11 protein-coding genes are annotated in these 13,556 nt (G+C 63.2%); 10 read left to right on the top strand and 1 reads right to left on the bottom strand.

The genetic code is table 11. From position 1 onward, the window contains the following. Positions 1–18 precede the first annotated feature (18 nt). The 8 genes from RNZ50_09575 to RNZ50_09540 all read left to right on the top strand — a co-directional run bounded on the left by RNZ50_09575 (position 19) and on the right by RNZ50_09540 (position 9,813). Complete coding sequence (locus RNZ50_09575) at positions 19–4,017, top strand: glycoside hydrolase TIM-barrel-like domain-containing protein (protein MDT8855259.1); 3,999 nt, start codon at positions 19–21, stop codon at positions 4,015–4,017. A 10-nt stretch (positions 4,018–4,027) separates the two neighbouring features. Beyond that, a complete protein-coding gene (locus RNZ50_09570) occupies positions 4,028–4,969 on the top strand; it encodes a DUF2793 domain-containing protein (protein ID MDT8855258.1) in 942 nt (313 codons plus the stop codon). Positions 4,970–5,043: 74 nt separating this feature from the next. After that, positions 5,044–6,582 (top strand): IS21 family transposase, encoded by a 1,539-nt coding sequence (istA, locus tag RNZ50_09565; protein MDT8855257.1) that lies wholly within the window; start codon positions 5,044–5,046, stop codon positions 6,580–6,582. Between the two features lie 12 nt (positions 6,583–6,594). Continuing rightward, on the top strand, positions 6,595–7,356 hold the full coding sequence (istB, locus tag RNZ50_09560) for an IS21-like element helper ATPase IstB (GenBank protein ID MDT8855256.1): 762 nt from the start codon (positions 6,595–6,597) through the stop codon (positions 7,354–7,356). A gap of 165 nt (positions 7,357–7,521) precedes the next feature. Continuing rightward, positions 7,522–8,571, top strand: a complete 1,050-nt coding sequence (locus RNZ50_09555) for a hypothetical protein (GenBank protein ID MDT8855255.1) — start codon at positions 7,522–7,524, stop codon at positions 8,569–8,571. A gap of 10 nt (positions 8,572–8,581) precedes the next feature. After that, complete coding sequence (locus RNZ50_09550) at positions 8,582–8,890, top strand: hypothetical protein (GenBank protein MDT8855254.1); 309 nt, start codon at positions 8,582–8,584, stop codon at positions 8,888–8,890. Between the two features lie 88 nt (positions 8,891–8,978). Then, positions 8,979–9,632: a TIGR02594 family protein gene (locus tag RNZ50_09545; protein MDT8855253.1), complete on the top strand. Its 654-nt coding sequence runs from the start codon at positions 8,979–8,981 to the stop codon at positions 9,630–9,632. 13 nt (positions 9,633–9,645) lie between these two features. After that, complete coding sequence (locus RNZ50_09540) at positions 9,646–9,813, top strand: hypothetical protein (GenBank protein ID MDT8855252.1); 168 nt, start codon at positions 9,646–9,648, stop codon at positions 9,811–9,813. Positions 9,814–9,841: 28 nt separating this feature from the next. On the opposite strand, the gene RNZ50_09535 is transcribed toward RNZ50_09540, so the two are convergent. Further along, the gene (locus RNZ50_09535; GenBank protein MDT8855251.1) at positions 9,842–12,673 is read right to left on the bottom strand and encodes a UvrD-helicase domain-containing protein; all 2,832 of its coding nucleotides are present in this window, start codon (positions 12,671–12,673) and stop codon (positions 9,842–9,844) included. A gap of 268 nt (positions 12,674–12,941) precedes the next feature. Between RNZ50_09535 and RNZ50_09530 the strand changes: the two genes are divergently transcribed. Together RNZ50_09530 and RNZ50_09525 are read left to right on the top strand one after the other, a co-directional pair. Continuing rightward, on the top strand, positions 12,942–13,196 hold the full coding sequence (locus RNZ50_09530; protein ID MDT8855250.1) for an addiction module antitoxin: 255 nt from the start codon (positions 12,942–12,944) through the stop codon (positions 13,194–13,196). A 4-nt stretch (positions 13,197–13,200) separates the two neighbouring features. Continuing rightward, positions 13,201–13,512, top strand: a complete 312-nt coding sequence (locus RNZ50_09525; protein ID MDT8855249.1) for a type II toxin-antitoxin system RelE/ParE family toxin — start codon at positions 13,201–13,203, stop codon at positions 13,510–13,512. The last annotated feature ends 44 nt before the right edge of the window (positions 13,513–13,556 follow it).

Raw genomic sequence — 13,556 nt, 5'->3', positions numbered from 1 at the left:
ACTTAATGGAAACTGACTATGGCTACTTTGGTTCTCGGCGCCGTCGGCTCCGCGATTGGCGGCGCATTTGGCGGGGCCATCCTTGGATTCTCCGGCGCAGCTATCGGCGGCTTCATCGGCTCGACCATCGGGTCGGTCGTCGACAACTGGATCGTGTCGTCCCTCGCCCCGGCGCAGAGGATCGAGGGCGCGCGGCTCGACAGCTTGCGCATCACCTCCTCGACCGAAGGGGCCGTGATCCCACGCCTCTTCGGGCGCATGCGCATCGGCGGCAACATCATCTGGGCCACCGATTTTCGCGAAGAGGTGAACACCACGCGTCAAGGTGGTGGCAAGGGCAGCGGGCCGAAGGTCACCACCACCGAATATCTGTACTACGCCAGCTTCGCTGTCGCGCTGTGCGAGGGTGAGATCACCGGCATCGGTCGCGTCTGGGCCGACGGCAAGGCGATGGATTTAACCGGCGTGACGTGGCGCTGGTATCCGGGTGACGAGGCGCAAGCGCCCGACCCGTTCATTTCGGCCAAGATGGGTTCGGCCAAGACCCCCGCCTATCGCGGCACGGCCTATGTCGTCTTCGAGGAGCTGAACCTCAGCACCTTCGGCAACCGCCTGCCCCAGATCAGCTTCGAGGTATTCCGGCCCCTAGCAGATCCTGACACAGCCGAGGGGCTGGTGAAGGCTGTCACGATGATCCCTGCCTCGGGCGAATTCACTTACGCGACTGCACCGGTCAAGAAGACCAGCGGCGGCAGAACCAACATCTTCGGACAGACCTCGGGCGGCAGCACCGTCGCGGAAAATCTGAACGCAATTTCCGACACGGCTGACATCGTCGTGGCACTGGACCGATTGCAATCGCTGGCCCCTGCCGTCGAAAGCGTCAGCCTCGTCATAGCCTGGTTTGGCGACGACCTGCGCGCAGGATCGTGCAAGGTGCGTCCGGGCGTCGAAGTGGACACCAAGACCACGACACCTTCGGCTTGGGTTGTGAATGGCGTCAGCCGTGCCGATGCATTTCTTGTCAGCCGTGATGCCGAGGATCGACCGGTCTACGGCGGCACGCCCGCTGACTTTGCCGTGGTGCAGGCGATCCAGGAGATGAAAGCACGCGGGTTGCGGGTCACCTTCTATCCCTTCATCCTGATGGACGTCCCACCCGGCAATACCAAGCCAAACCCCTACAGCGCCAATGCCGCCACCTCCGGCCAGCCGACCTTCCCCTGGCGCGGGCGTATCACTTGTTCCCCGGCAGCGGGCTTTGCAGGATCGGTCGACAAGACCGCCCCGGCCGCCACCCAAGTATCGACGCTGTTCGGCACAGCCACGCCCGCGAACGTCAGCGTGTCGGGCACCACTGTCAGCTGGACCGGCCCGGTCGGGGAATGGTCCCTGCGCCGGATGATCCTGCACTACGCGCATCTGTGCAAAGCCGCCGGGGGCGTGGACGCCTTCCTGATCGGATCGGAAATGCCCGGCCTGACCACGATCCGCTCGGGCGCCAGCACCTATCCTGCCGTCGCCGCTTTCAAGAGCCTCGCCGCTGCCGTGCGGACCATCCTCGGTGCTGGGCCCAAGATCGGCTACGCCGCCGACTGGTCGGAATACTTCGGCCACCATCCGGGCGATGGTTCGGGCGATGTGTATTTCCACCTCGACGCCCTGTGGTCAGACGCCAACATCGATTTCGTCGGCATCGATAACTACAGTCCGCTGTCCGACTGGCGCGACGGCTTCGATCATGCCGATGCGTCGCTGGCACCGGCGATCTACGACTGTGCCTATCTGCAATCCAACATCACTGGCGGCGAAGGGTTTGATTGGTTCTATGCCAGTGCTCTGAACCGGACAGCGCAAAACCGGACACCGATCACCGATGGGGCGGCGGCCAAACCTTGGGTGTTCCGCTTCAAGGATCTGCGCGCCTGGTGGCAAAATCCGCATTTCAACCGACCCGGCGGGGTGGAAAGCGGGACGCCGACAGCGTGGGTTCCGCAGTCGAAGCCCGTCTGGTTTACCGAGCTGGGCTGCCCGGCGATTGACCGCGGCACCAACCAGCCCAACGTGTTCTTCGACCCGAAGTCCTCGGAGAGCTTCACGCCCTACTTTTCGCGGGGCTGGCGGGACGATGCGATCCAGCGGGCTTATTTGGAGGCGACATATCTGTTCTGGGGCGCCGGGGCGAACAACCCGGTGTCCTCGGTCTATGGCGCGCGCATGGTCCATGTCCCCGAATGCGCCGCCTGGACTTGGGATGCACGACCCTATCCGTTCTTTCCAGAGCTGACCGATGTCTGGACCGACGGCCCGAACTGGCGGTTGGGGCACTGGCTGACCGGAAGGCTGGGTGCTGTGTCGCTCGCCGCCCTCGTGCGTCACCTCTGCTTGCGGGCTGGCATGCCGGAGGAATTGCTCGACGTCTCCGGCCTCTGGGGCGCGGTAGAGGGCTATGTCATCTCGGCACTGGAGGCTCCACGCGCCTCGATTTCCACGTTGGCGCGGCATTTCGGCTTTGATGCCGTGGAGAGCGAGGGGCGGATCAAGTTCCTGATGCGCGGCCGCATTGCCGGTCTGACCATTACCCCGGACAGCATGGTGGCAGCTGCCTCGGCGCAGGGCGACGGGATGGAACTGACCCGGGCGCAGGAAACCGAACTGCCGCAGGCCCTGAAATGGCAGGTCGCGCGGGCCGACGAGGATTACGACGCGGCACAGGTCGAGGCGCGGCGGATCACTGTCGATACAACCCGGATCGCTTCGGAAAGTTTCCCGATGGCGATCCCTCCAGAAGAAGCCGAACGCAGATGCCGTCGCGCGCTGATGGAGGCATGGGTTGGACGCGAAAGTGCCGTGTTCCGCTTGCCGCCCTCACGGCTGGCGCTGGATCCCTGCGATGTGATCCTGCTCGATCACGATGGCCGCCTGACGGAATTGCGGCTGGTCTCCATTGCAGACTCCGACCTTCGAAGCATCGACGCTGTCCGCCAGGACCGGACAGTTTATGACTTGCCGCCCGGCGAGCCCCGCCCGGCCTCGCTCTCGACGCCGACGGTGTTTGGCACCCCGGACGTCATCCTGATGGACCTGCCGCAGCTGCGCGAAGATCAGCCAGCGCATCGGCCTATGATCGCAGCCCATGCCAAACCATGGCCGGGCGAGATCGCGGTTTACCGCAGCGCCGCGACGGACGGCTTTGCCCTGCTGACCACCTTTGGCACCCGGGCGCGCATGGGCGTGTTGGCGGCGGATTTCTTTGCCGGGCCGGTCTCGCGCTTCGATCTGGGCAATGCCCTGGTGGTCGATCTGTTCTCGGGCACGCTGGAAAGCGTCACGGACATCACCTTGCTTGGCGGAGCGAACGCGCTGGCGGTGGAAACCGGCGCTGGGCTGTGGGAGATTGTTCAAGCGGGATCGGCCGAGTTGATCGCACCCGGACGGTACCGGCTGACCCGGCTGCTACGCGGCCAGCGTGGAACGGAAGGGGCCATGGTCAGCATGGTGCCGACCGGCGCGCGGGTGGTCGTGCTGGATGCAACCTTAGCTTCCCTGCCGATTTCCGAGGCCGATCTGGGCCTGCCGTGGAACTGGCGCATCGGCCCGGCCTCGCGTCCAGTAAGCGATGAAACCTTTGTCGCAACGACCTTTACCCCCGAAGGCACCGGGCTGCGGCCGTTTTCGGTGGGCCATGTCGAGCAGCCATGGCGAATTGCTCGCAGCCCCGGCGATCTGACCATCCGCTGGATGCGTCGTTCGCGGTCGCTGGCCGCAGACAGCTGGGGCGCGGGCGATGTGCCTTTGGCGGAGGACAGCGAGGCTTATGCGATCGACATTCTGGACGGGTCAGTTGTCAAGCGATCCTTGACGACTGCCACGACCAGCGCCCTCTACACCGCTGTCCAGCAAACCGCCGATTGGGGCGCGACCATCGGGCCCGGCCAATCCCTCGCCATCCGCATCTATCAGCTCTCAGCCTTGATCGGCCGGGGCGCTGGGCGATCCGTCACGCTCACCTTCTGAAAGCAGGATCATGTCCGACATCACCACCCATCTCCTGCTGCCCTACATCCTGGCATCGCAGGCCCAGAAGCATGTCACCCACAACGAGGCGCTGCGCCTGCTGGATGCGATGGTGCAATTGTCGGTCCTCGACCGAACCCGCACCGCGCCGCCCGCCAGCCCGACCGATGGCGACCGGCATATCGTGGCGTCAGGCGCGACGGGTCTTTGGGCTGGCTGGGATCTGAACGTCGCCTTCTGGGTCGATGGTGTCTGGATGCGGCTGGTGCCGCGCCCGGGTTGGCTGGCATGGATCGCGGCGGAACAGACCTTTGTCGCGTGGAATGGATCGGCTTGGGATCTGGTCGGCGAACCGGTGGATGTGTCGGATGCCGTTTTCAGCCTGGTGAACGACGCCGATCCGACGAGGAAGGCGTTGTTCTCCCTCTCGGGCATCACCACCGGCACGACCCGGTCATTCACCCTGCCGAACACATCGTCGGAACTGGCGATCCTCGCGGGCACCCAGACCTTTACCGGCAACAAGACCTTCTCTGGTTCGCTGACGGCGTCGGGGGCCGTGTCCATCACCGGCACCCTGACCGCCTCGGGCACGGTCACGGTTTCGGCGGCAGCAGCCTCGATCGGTACGGCCATCACCGCCGCGACCTATGGGATGGGGACAGGGGTCAACCCGACCGGCGTGACCAAGACCCTGAACCTTGGCACAGGCGGCGCATCTGGGTCGACCACCGTCGTCAATATCGGGTCGACGACCGCAGGCGCTGGCGGAACCACGGTCGTGAACACGCCAACGGTGACTTTCGCCAATGCCGTGACACAGGTCGGCATGCCGCAGGCCAATCTGACCGCCCAACTGCTCGGGCTGGGCGGTGCCTGCGTGTTTCGCTTGATGGTGGGCATCGATTTCACGGGATCATGGGCAGTCATTTCGCGTGAAGCTGGGCACTGATTTCGCGGGATCGCGGGCAGGTCTGGTCGGCAAATTGAGGATAGTTGCGCCTTCAGGAATGAAGGGGTGGCTTGATGCCGACAGGACGATTGAACATGCGCCGGATACGAGATGTTTTGCGATTGAAGCTTGGGCAAGGCCTGAGCGAGCGGTCCATTGCCGCTTCCCTCGGTCTGAGCAAGGGGAGCGTCGGAAGCTACACCCAACGGGCGCGTCATGCCGGGCTCACGTGGCCCTTGCCGGAGGGGATCGATGACGACAGCCTTGAACTTCTTTTGTTTCCAGCCCCGCCCACGGTGCCGGACGCGGAGCGGCTTGTGCCCGACTGGGCGGAGATTGACCGCGAGTTGCGCCGCCCTGGGGTGACGCGGATGCTGCTCTGGGAAGAATACCGTGCCGCGCACCCCGGGGGTTTTGCCTATACTTGGTTTTGCACGCATTACGAGGCTTGGAAGGGTCGGGTGCGCCCGACGATGCGCCAGACACATGTGGGCGGCGAGAAGGTGTTCGTCGACTTTGCCGGCGACACCATCGACGTGATCGACCCCACGACCGGCGAAGCGCGGGCCATGAAGCTGTTCGTGGCGGCAATGGGGGCATCGAATCACACCTATGCCGAGGCGGTGGCATCGGAGGGGTTGGAAGATTGGATCCTCGCGCATATCCGGATGTTCGCCTTTCTGGGCGGCGTGCCAAAGGCGGTGGTTCCGGACAATCTGAAGTCCGCCGTGATCAAGGCAGACCGGTTTGATCCGGGGCTGAACCGGACCTATGCCGAGATGGCGGCGCATTATGGCACCGCCGTTCTGCCCGCCCGGCCGCGCAAACCCCGGGACAAGGCGAAGGTGGAAGTGGCTGTCCAAGTGGCACAACGCTGGATTCTGGCGCGGCTGCGGAACCACCGGTTCTTCTCATTGGCCGAGTTGAACGTGGCGATCCGGCGGCTGCTGGACGAGTTGAACATGCGCGTGATGCGCGGCTATGGCGCCAGCCGCGCCGATCTGTTTGCCACTTTGGATCGGCCCAATCTTCAGCCCCTACCGCCCGAACCTTATGTCTTCGCCCGCTGGAAGCGCGCCCGCGTGGCACCCGACTATCACGTTGAGGTTAACAGCTCATGGTATTCCGTGCCCTTCGCGCTGATCAAACAAGAGGTCGATGTTCGCACAAGCGGCCAGACGGTCGAGATATTCCATCGTGGTCAGAGGGTTGCGAGCCACGTGCGCACCCCGGGGCGGCGCAGCCATGTCACCGTGGCCGACCATATGCCATCGGCCCATCGTCGCTTTGCCGAATGGACCCCGGCCAGAATGCTGGCGCAGGCAACCAAGACCGGCCCCGCCGTCGCCGCCTTTTGCGAGATGGTGATGGCTGACCGCCCCCATCCTGAACAGGGGTTCCGCACCTGCCTGGGTGTGCTGGCCTTGGTCAAAACCTATGGGCCGGAGCGCGTTGATGCGGCCTGCCAGCGGGGTGTGACCATCCGGGCCCGCACCGTCACCTCCATTCGTTCGATCCTCAAGACCGGCCTCGATCGCGCCTTCCTGGAAGGCTCCGAAGAGGTCGCCCCCCTCCAGCACGCCAACATTCGTGGCGGCAGCTATTACCATTGAGAAAGGACTAAAATGCTGACCCATCCCACCCACGACCGACTGTTGGCGCTCGGCCTGACCGGCATTGCATCGGCGCTCGAAGAACAACGCAGGTCAACCGCCTTCGACGCCCTCTCGTTCGAAGAGCGTCTCGGCCTGCTGGTCGACCGCGAGGCTGCAGAGCGCGACACCAAGAAACTGGCCTCCCGGCTCAAGTTTGCGGCTCTGCGCCAAGATGCCAGCGTCGAGGATCTGGACCTGCGCAGCCCACGTGGTCTTGACCGCAGTGTCATGGCGCATCTTGCCGATGGCGGCTGGATCGCCCGGCACGAGAACCTGCTGATAACCGGGCCGACCGGTTTGGGCAAAAGCTGGATCGCCTGCGCCCTTGGCCACAAGGCGTGCCGGGATGGGCGGCCCGTCCTCTATCAACGTGCGCCGCGCATGTTCGAGGCCCTTGCTCTGGCCCGTGGCGATGGCCGCCATGAACGCATCCTCAAAACCATCGCCCGCATGGATGTGCTGATCATTGACGATTGGGGCCTCGCCGTCCTCACCGCCCCGGAGCGCCGTGACCTGCTGGAAATCCTCGAAGACCGCCACGGCCGCGCTTCCACCATCGTCACAAGCCAACTCCCCGTTGACCAGTGGCACGAAGCCATCGGCGACCCAACGCTCGCAGATGCCATCCTCGACCGCCTCGTTCACAACGCACACCGCCTCACCCTCTCAGGTGAAAGCCTGCGCAGGCGCTCCGCCGTCACAAAAAAGCTTGACCAAATCGTTCAAGCCTGACTCCATGAAAGCGTCGGCCAGCCTGCCCACGATCCCGTGAAATGACTGCCCAGAATGGCGCGAAACGCGTGCCCACGATCGCGCGAAATCAGCGCCCATTCTCCGCGAAATCCGCACGGTGCCACAGCCGACAGCTTCAACCGACTGTCGATGAACACCCCCGCAGTGCTTTTGAACAACGCAGGCGCGGGGATCGAGGCAACCGTCAACAAAGCAGCCGCCGGGAACGATGCGGCGTTTGCATTCAAGACCGGGTTCTCAGTTCGGGCGCTGATCGGCCTTCTGGGCAACGACAATTTCAGCTTCAAGGTCAGCCCGAACGGATCGACGTTTTTCGATGCCATCGTGGTGGATCGCACCAATGGTCAGGTGGAACTGCCCCAGCCCACCGTGCTGCCGGGCCTGAACGCCACGCCGACCCCACCGCCAACAGGCAAGACCTCGATCTACGCACGCAACCGCGCCGGGGCGCCGTGGATCGACGTGATGCGGCCATCGGGTCGGGATTTTCCGCTGCAACCGCATTTCGGGGTGAACCGCATTGCCAACTGGTCGCCCTCGATCACGACCACGATCACCACCGAGGGTCTGCCGATCACCAACGTCGGCACCGTCTCGCATCCGACACTGGCGGCCACCAACCTCGCGGCATCCATGCGGCGCTGGCGTCTGACTTCAGCGGCTGTGGTGGATTCAGTCGCCGAACAGCGCTCCGCAGGCTGGGCCTGCTGGCGTGGCAACGCGGCTGGCCTCGGTGGCTGGACCTATGTCACGCGGATTTCGCTGACCACCTTGCAGGCCACTGGCATGGGTTTCTTCGGCCTCTACGGCTCCATCGCCGCGCTGGCCGTCAACCTGACGCTGGCCGCGGTGATCAACGCGGTCGGGATTGGCTTCCAGCGCGGCACCCATGCCAACTGGCAGCTGGTCACGAACGACGGCACCGGCGCGCCGACCCTGACTGACATGGGCGCAGCCTTCTCCATCGCGCTGGGCGGCGTGCTGACCCTGTTCATCGCTGCCCCGCCGAACGCCGCCTCAGTCTGGGTGCGGGCGGTGAACGAGGTCACCGGCGCTGTCTTTGAGCAGGAGATCACCACCGACCTGCCCGCCAAAACGCAATTCCTCTCGCCCCGCCTTTATCTCAACACCGGCGCGACCGCCGCCGCCGTCGCCTACGACTGCGCGGGCCTCTATCTCGAGACCGATTATTGAAAGGACCATCATGACCGAACGCACCACCATCCTGCAGGAGGTCGGCCAGGCATTCCGCGAAAATGGCCTGACCGCCGCCATCACCGCGTTGGTCGGCGGCTCGCTCGCCATCGCCGCCACCGTCACCCGCAAAGCATTCACCAACGAGGCCATGCTGGAGCGCCTCGACCGTGAATTGCACCTCGAGCGCGAGCGGATCGACAAGCAGCGCGCCGAAGACCGTAAGGCCGATGCCGACCGGCTGGAACGCATCGAGACGGACATCCGCGCCATGCGCGACGTGATGTTCGAGGCCTTCCAGCGCGGCCGCACCGACTGACCATCACCACATCAACACGCCGACCCACCCCGACCCGCCCCAGAGGCGGGTTTTTTGTTGCCCGACGCCGGGCAGAAGGAGCGTTTCCATGTCCACCGACCAGAACGACGCCATCCGCCTGATCCAGAGCGGGTTGGACAAACTTGGCCACAGCCCCGGTGCCATCGACGGCAAATGGGGTGTCCGCACCGCATGGGCGCTGAAGCAATTGCTGTCCGCAAATGGACGTTCGGCCGCCTTGGCCCCACCCGGCCCGTTGCCGTGGATCACCGAGGCGAAAATCGCGCTGGGCCGCAACGAAGCGCGTGACCGGTCCTGGCTGATGGACTGGCTGAAGCGTGATGGCCGCACCTTGGGCGATCCTAGCAAAAACCCCTGGTGCGGCGACTTCGTGGAAACCTGCATCCGCATGGCTCTGCCGGAAGAACCGCTGCTCGGCGCGCTGGGCACCAACCCCTATTGGGCGCGCAACTGGCTGCTGTTCGGGCAAGTGGTGCAGCCCATCACTGGCGCGGTGCTGATCTTCGAACGTGGGTCAGGCGGCCACGTCGGCTTCGCGGTCGGCCAGGATGACACGCATTTTTACGTGCTGGGCGGCAACCAGTCCGACGCCGTCACCATCGCCCGCATCGCCAAGTCCCGCCTGCTCGGCGCGCGCTGGCCCGCGACCTATCCGCCCCGCCCCCAACGCCTGCCGACCATGAAGCCAGGCGAATTCCTCGCAACCACCAATGAAATCTGAACTGGAGAACATCATGCTGAAACCTGCAGTCCTCGCCCTCATTCGCCAGATCCTGACCGTCGCGGGCACCGCGCTCGTCGCCAAGGGCTATGTCCAAGCATCCGATATCGAACCGGTCATCGGCGCGTTGCTGACAATCGGGTCAGTGGTGTGGTCGGTGGCGGACAAGCGAAACCGATAGGCATTAGGGGCTTGGCCCGTCCGTTTCGTCACCTTCGGCACTTTGCTGGGGAACCACGCCCACTCTGCTCGCGGGGCAGTTGCGCTTTCCCGAGGCAAGTTGGGAAACGCACACAGCCCAGAAAGGTGCTGTGCGGGCCAGTGCGTTCGACAAGCCAGCCATCAGCGCATTCCGGGCAACTGGGGTGCACTTTTCCGCAGCTGCACTTGGCTTGCGGTGCACCCTTCGCACGACGCGGCAGGGCTGCACCGCATTCCGAACAGGCTGGCAGGAAATTGCCGCAGTGCTCGGAATGCTCGCAGCGATACCAAGTCCGGCCGTCTTGGCCTTGCACGCTTAGCAGGCGGCCACCGCACTCGCCACATTCGTGCACTTCCTGATCAGGCCCGGGCGGCTGGACAATCCCATAGGCGGGATCCTTCACAAGCTCGGTGACAAAGGCCGACGGGCGAGCATTCGATGCGATGATGGTCAGGGTGTGCCGTGCGCGCGTCATCGCGACATACATCACGCGTCGTTCCTCTGCATTCTGGAACGTCTCTTCGTCGGGCGATACCAATCCTAAGAGGGGATCGTCCACGATCTCGGAGGGGAAACCGACCCGTCCACTGTCTGCGTTCAACAGGACCACGTGATCTGCTTCCAAACCTTTTGAGCCATGGATGGTTTTGAAACTGAATGTCAGACGCGGGAACCGTCGCCGCAGATCCTGCAGGTCAGGCTCCAGATATCGATACCTGGCCAGCATCAGCACACTTGCAGTTTTACCAGCCGCGTCGGACTTGGACGACAGTGCAGCAAGCACATCCGAAAGCGCCTTCTCGCCCTCGTTTTTTGCCACCATCACTATCCTGATGGCCGGTTCAGTGGCAGTCCCGGCAGGGACGATCTGCTTTTGTATCTGGACCGGGTTACGCAGAACAAAGGTCCTGGCGGCAAAGGCAATCTGGTCGACGGACCGGAAGGTGCGGCCAAGATCGACCGCCCTGTGCACGCCTGCCTCGCCATCGAAGCTGCCGCCGAACTCCCGACCGAAGTGGCGCATCAGATGGATGTCGGACCCGGCAAAGCGGAAGATCGACTGCCAGTCGTCGCCGACAGCAAAGACGCGGACATCCGGATGCTGGGCTTTCAGCGCCTTCACCAGACGGGCCCGGCTTTGCGAAATGTCCTGGAATTCATCGACGAGGATGTGGCGGAAGGGGCTGACATAGCGGCCAGTCTCGGCATAGCGCGCCGCGCGCAGGATCATGTCTTCAAAGTCGATCCGCCCCCCGAGGCGTTTCTGGTATTCTTCGAAGACCGGCGAGAACACGTCGAGGAACGCCTTTGCCCGCTTGCCCAGCTTCATCCGGTCGGACTTGGTCTCACAATCCTCAAGGCTGTAGCCGCCGCTTTTGAACTTGCGCAGGAATGTCCCGAGCAGCTTCGAAAAGTCATCAACCTGCTTCAAATCGACGATGCGGTCATAGATCGTTTCGGCCGGACGCGGTTTGAGGGTGACATGCGGCACCAGCTTTTCCGCGAGTCCGGTCAACAGCCGTCCTTCCTGCCGTTCATAGCTGAAGGTTTCGATCAGGGTCGTCTCATGCTTGGCATGGACCTGACGCTTCCATTCCATGCTGGCGAGATATTCGTCGCGGTTTACGAAGGGCGCCGTAAACAGCTTTTCGCTGCCATCTGCCATCTTCTGACGGCGCACCCCGAAATGCTCAATGTAGACGCCGCTTTCGGTCAGCCGGAAATCCGGCTGATAGTCCCGCCTGCCCGTTTCAGGGATCTTGTGCTCGTAGACCGGTTCGTATTCATATTCGACGCCGTTTTCATAAAGCCAGTTGGCGATCTGCAACTCTTCGTAGCTCTTGACCTTCTCGCCCTGCAGGGTGCGGAGGTCTTGCGCCTCCATATGGGTGTAGAATTCATGCTTGGTCTTGAAGTCCCATTCGGTTTTCGGCTCGATCAAAAAATGCGCGAAGAACTGGATGATCGCCTTCGACACCTCTGAAAGCGAATGCACCAGGTCCTTCAGGATCTGCTTGATCAGGTTGGTGAAGGCCAAGTCGTCGGTGGCGTGATCGGCAAGCGCGGGTTTTGACCCCTCCACGATGCCGATGATGTCGTAGGCCAGCGCATGGAAGGTCCGCGCCACAATCGGCACACCAGATCGCGCTTCGACCCGTTCTGACATTTCTGCCGCCGCGTTCTTGGCAAACGCCAGCAGCAGGATTTCTTCTGGCTTCCGGATCCCGGCTGTGACGAGGTAAGCCGCCTTCGCAGTGATCACGCTGGTCTTACCCGACCCGGCACCGGCCAGCACAAGGGTCGCGTCTTCATCCACCACGACGGAAAGGCGCTGTTCGGCCGTCAGCGGTTTGCTTTCGATGGTGTCGAAGAACTGCTTCCAGCGATCCAGTTCAGCGGCGACAAAGACCGATATCGCATTTGCCCGCGCCGCCCTGGGATCGGCGACGAACTTGCGCACAAGGGCCACGCGCTCTGCCCTGTCCATCCCGATCGCCTCGGACCTCAGCTTCGAAAGAAGCGAAGTATCCAGCGACCGCGCATCCTGAAGAAGCAGCGCAAGAGCGCAGGCAGCTGGATATCGGCCCGGTCGCGCGAGGTCGGAAACTGCGGCATGCAGCCGGTCGAACCGCTGCGCTTCACGGTCAAAGGCAGCGGTGTTGAAGCTGATCCAGGCGGCTTTGACGCTGTCCGCGAATGCGCGCGCATCGGCATGACCAGCACCCCGTAGGATGACATTGCTTTGCACGGACGACTGCAGGGACAGCGTCGTGCCAAGCGCACCCTTCAGAAGGGCTGGTGCCTCGCCAATATCCGCCAACGAAACCGACGCGGGCATGCTCCCTCCGGTGACCAGAAGATGATCGCCCTGCAACTCAATGGCACGCGCAGTCGTGCCAAAGGGGTTCACGAGAAATCCGAACAGTGGTCTTTGTTGCAACCGAATCAATAGCATGTGCCTTGTAAACCATCCAAGGCAGCTTGCGCTTTGGTCCCTGGCGTCTGCAACCATGTTCGCTCGGCACAAAAGCGGGGACACCGACTGTAGGGAAACTTGCATGCGTCTTCATTATTGCTTATCTTGAAGACGACAACCGGAGGCCGCCATGTCCCATACAACAACGATGACTGTCCGCATCAGTGGTGCGCTGAGCGAGTTCGTGGCGTCGAACGTCGGCGAGAACGGGTCCTACGAGAACATCAGCGAATACGTCCGCGACCTGATCAGGCGCGACAAGGAGCGTGCAGAGCAGGAAGCGTTCAACCGGCTTAAGGCTGAACTGACACGCGCCTTCGCAGCGCCGGAGGAAAGCTATCGCCCGTTGACGGCGGCCGAGGTCATCGCCCGGAACCGGGGCTGACATAATGGCCGTCTGCGTTCAGGAGGCCGCATCCCTGCGGCTTGACGAGATCTACCGGTACACGCGCGACCGTTGGGGCAGTGAACAGGCTGATCGCTACATCACCGATCTCTTTGCAGCGTTTGGCAAGATCGAGGTGCACGGCATCGTGTCGCGGCCAATTCCGGCAGAGTTCGCGATCGACGGCTTCTACTTCCGGCACGAGCATCATTTCGTATACTGGCGGCGTCTGTCGAACGGCGACATCGGCATCGTGACGATCCTGCACGAGCAGATGCATCAAATTGATCGGTTCCGTGACGACCTGCACGACTGATCTTGGCCAGCGATGACTCGATCATCGGGCCCGCGTAGGTGGGC

The organism is Paracoccaceae bacterium Fryx2, from assembly GCA_032334235.1.
Lineage (GTDB): Bacteria > Pseudomonadota > Alphaproteobacteria > Rhodobacterales > Rhodobacteraceae > JAVSGI01.
This window is presented reverse-complemented; position numbering and strand designations above follow the sequence as displayed.

Excerpts from the sequence above, each read along its gene's own strand:
- RNZ50_09575 (MDT8855259.1), top strand. The coding sequence starts at position 19 with ATGGCTACTTTGGTTCTCGGCGCCGTCGGCTCCGCGATTGGCGGCGCA.
- istA (MDT8855257.1), top strand. The coding sequence starts at position 5,044 with ATGCCGACAGGACGATTGAACATGCGCCGGATACGAGATGTTTTGCGA.
- RNZ50_09525 (MDT8855249.1), top strand. The coding sequence starts at position 13,201 with ATGGCCGTCTGCGTTCAGGAGGCCGCATCCCTGCGGCTTGACGAGATC.
- RNZ50_09545 (MDT8855253.1), top strand. The coding sequence starts at position 8,979 with ATGTCCACCGACCAGAACGACGCCATCCGCCTGATCCAGAGCGGGTTG.
- RNZ50_09550 (MDT8855254.1), top strand. The coding sequence starts at position 8,582 with ATGACCGAACGCACCACCATCCTGCAGGAGGTCGGCCAGGCATTCCGC.
- RNZ50_09535 (MDT8855251.1), bottom strand. The coding sequence starts at position 12,673 with ATGCCCGCGTCGGTTTCGTTGGCGGATATTGGCGAGGCACCAGCCCTT.
- RNZ50_09540 (MDT8855252.1), top strand. The coding sequence starts at position 9,646 with ATGCTGAAACCTGCAGTCCTCGCCCTCATTCGCCAGATCCTGACCGTC.
- RNZ50_09530 (MDT8855250.1), top strand. The coding sequence starts at position 12,942 with ATGTCCCATACAACAACGATGACTGTCCGCATCAGTGGTGCGCTGAGC.
- istB (MDT8855256.1), top strand. The coding sequence starts at position 6,595 with ATGCTGACCCATCCCACCCACGACCGACTGTTGGCGCTCGGCCTGACC.
- RNZ50_09570 (MDT8855258.1), top strand. The coding sequence starts at position 4,028 with ATGTCCGACATCACCACCCATCTCCTGCTGCCCTACATCCTGGCATCG.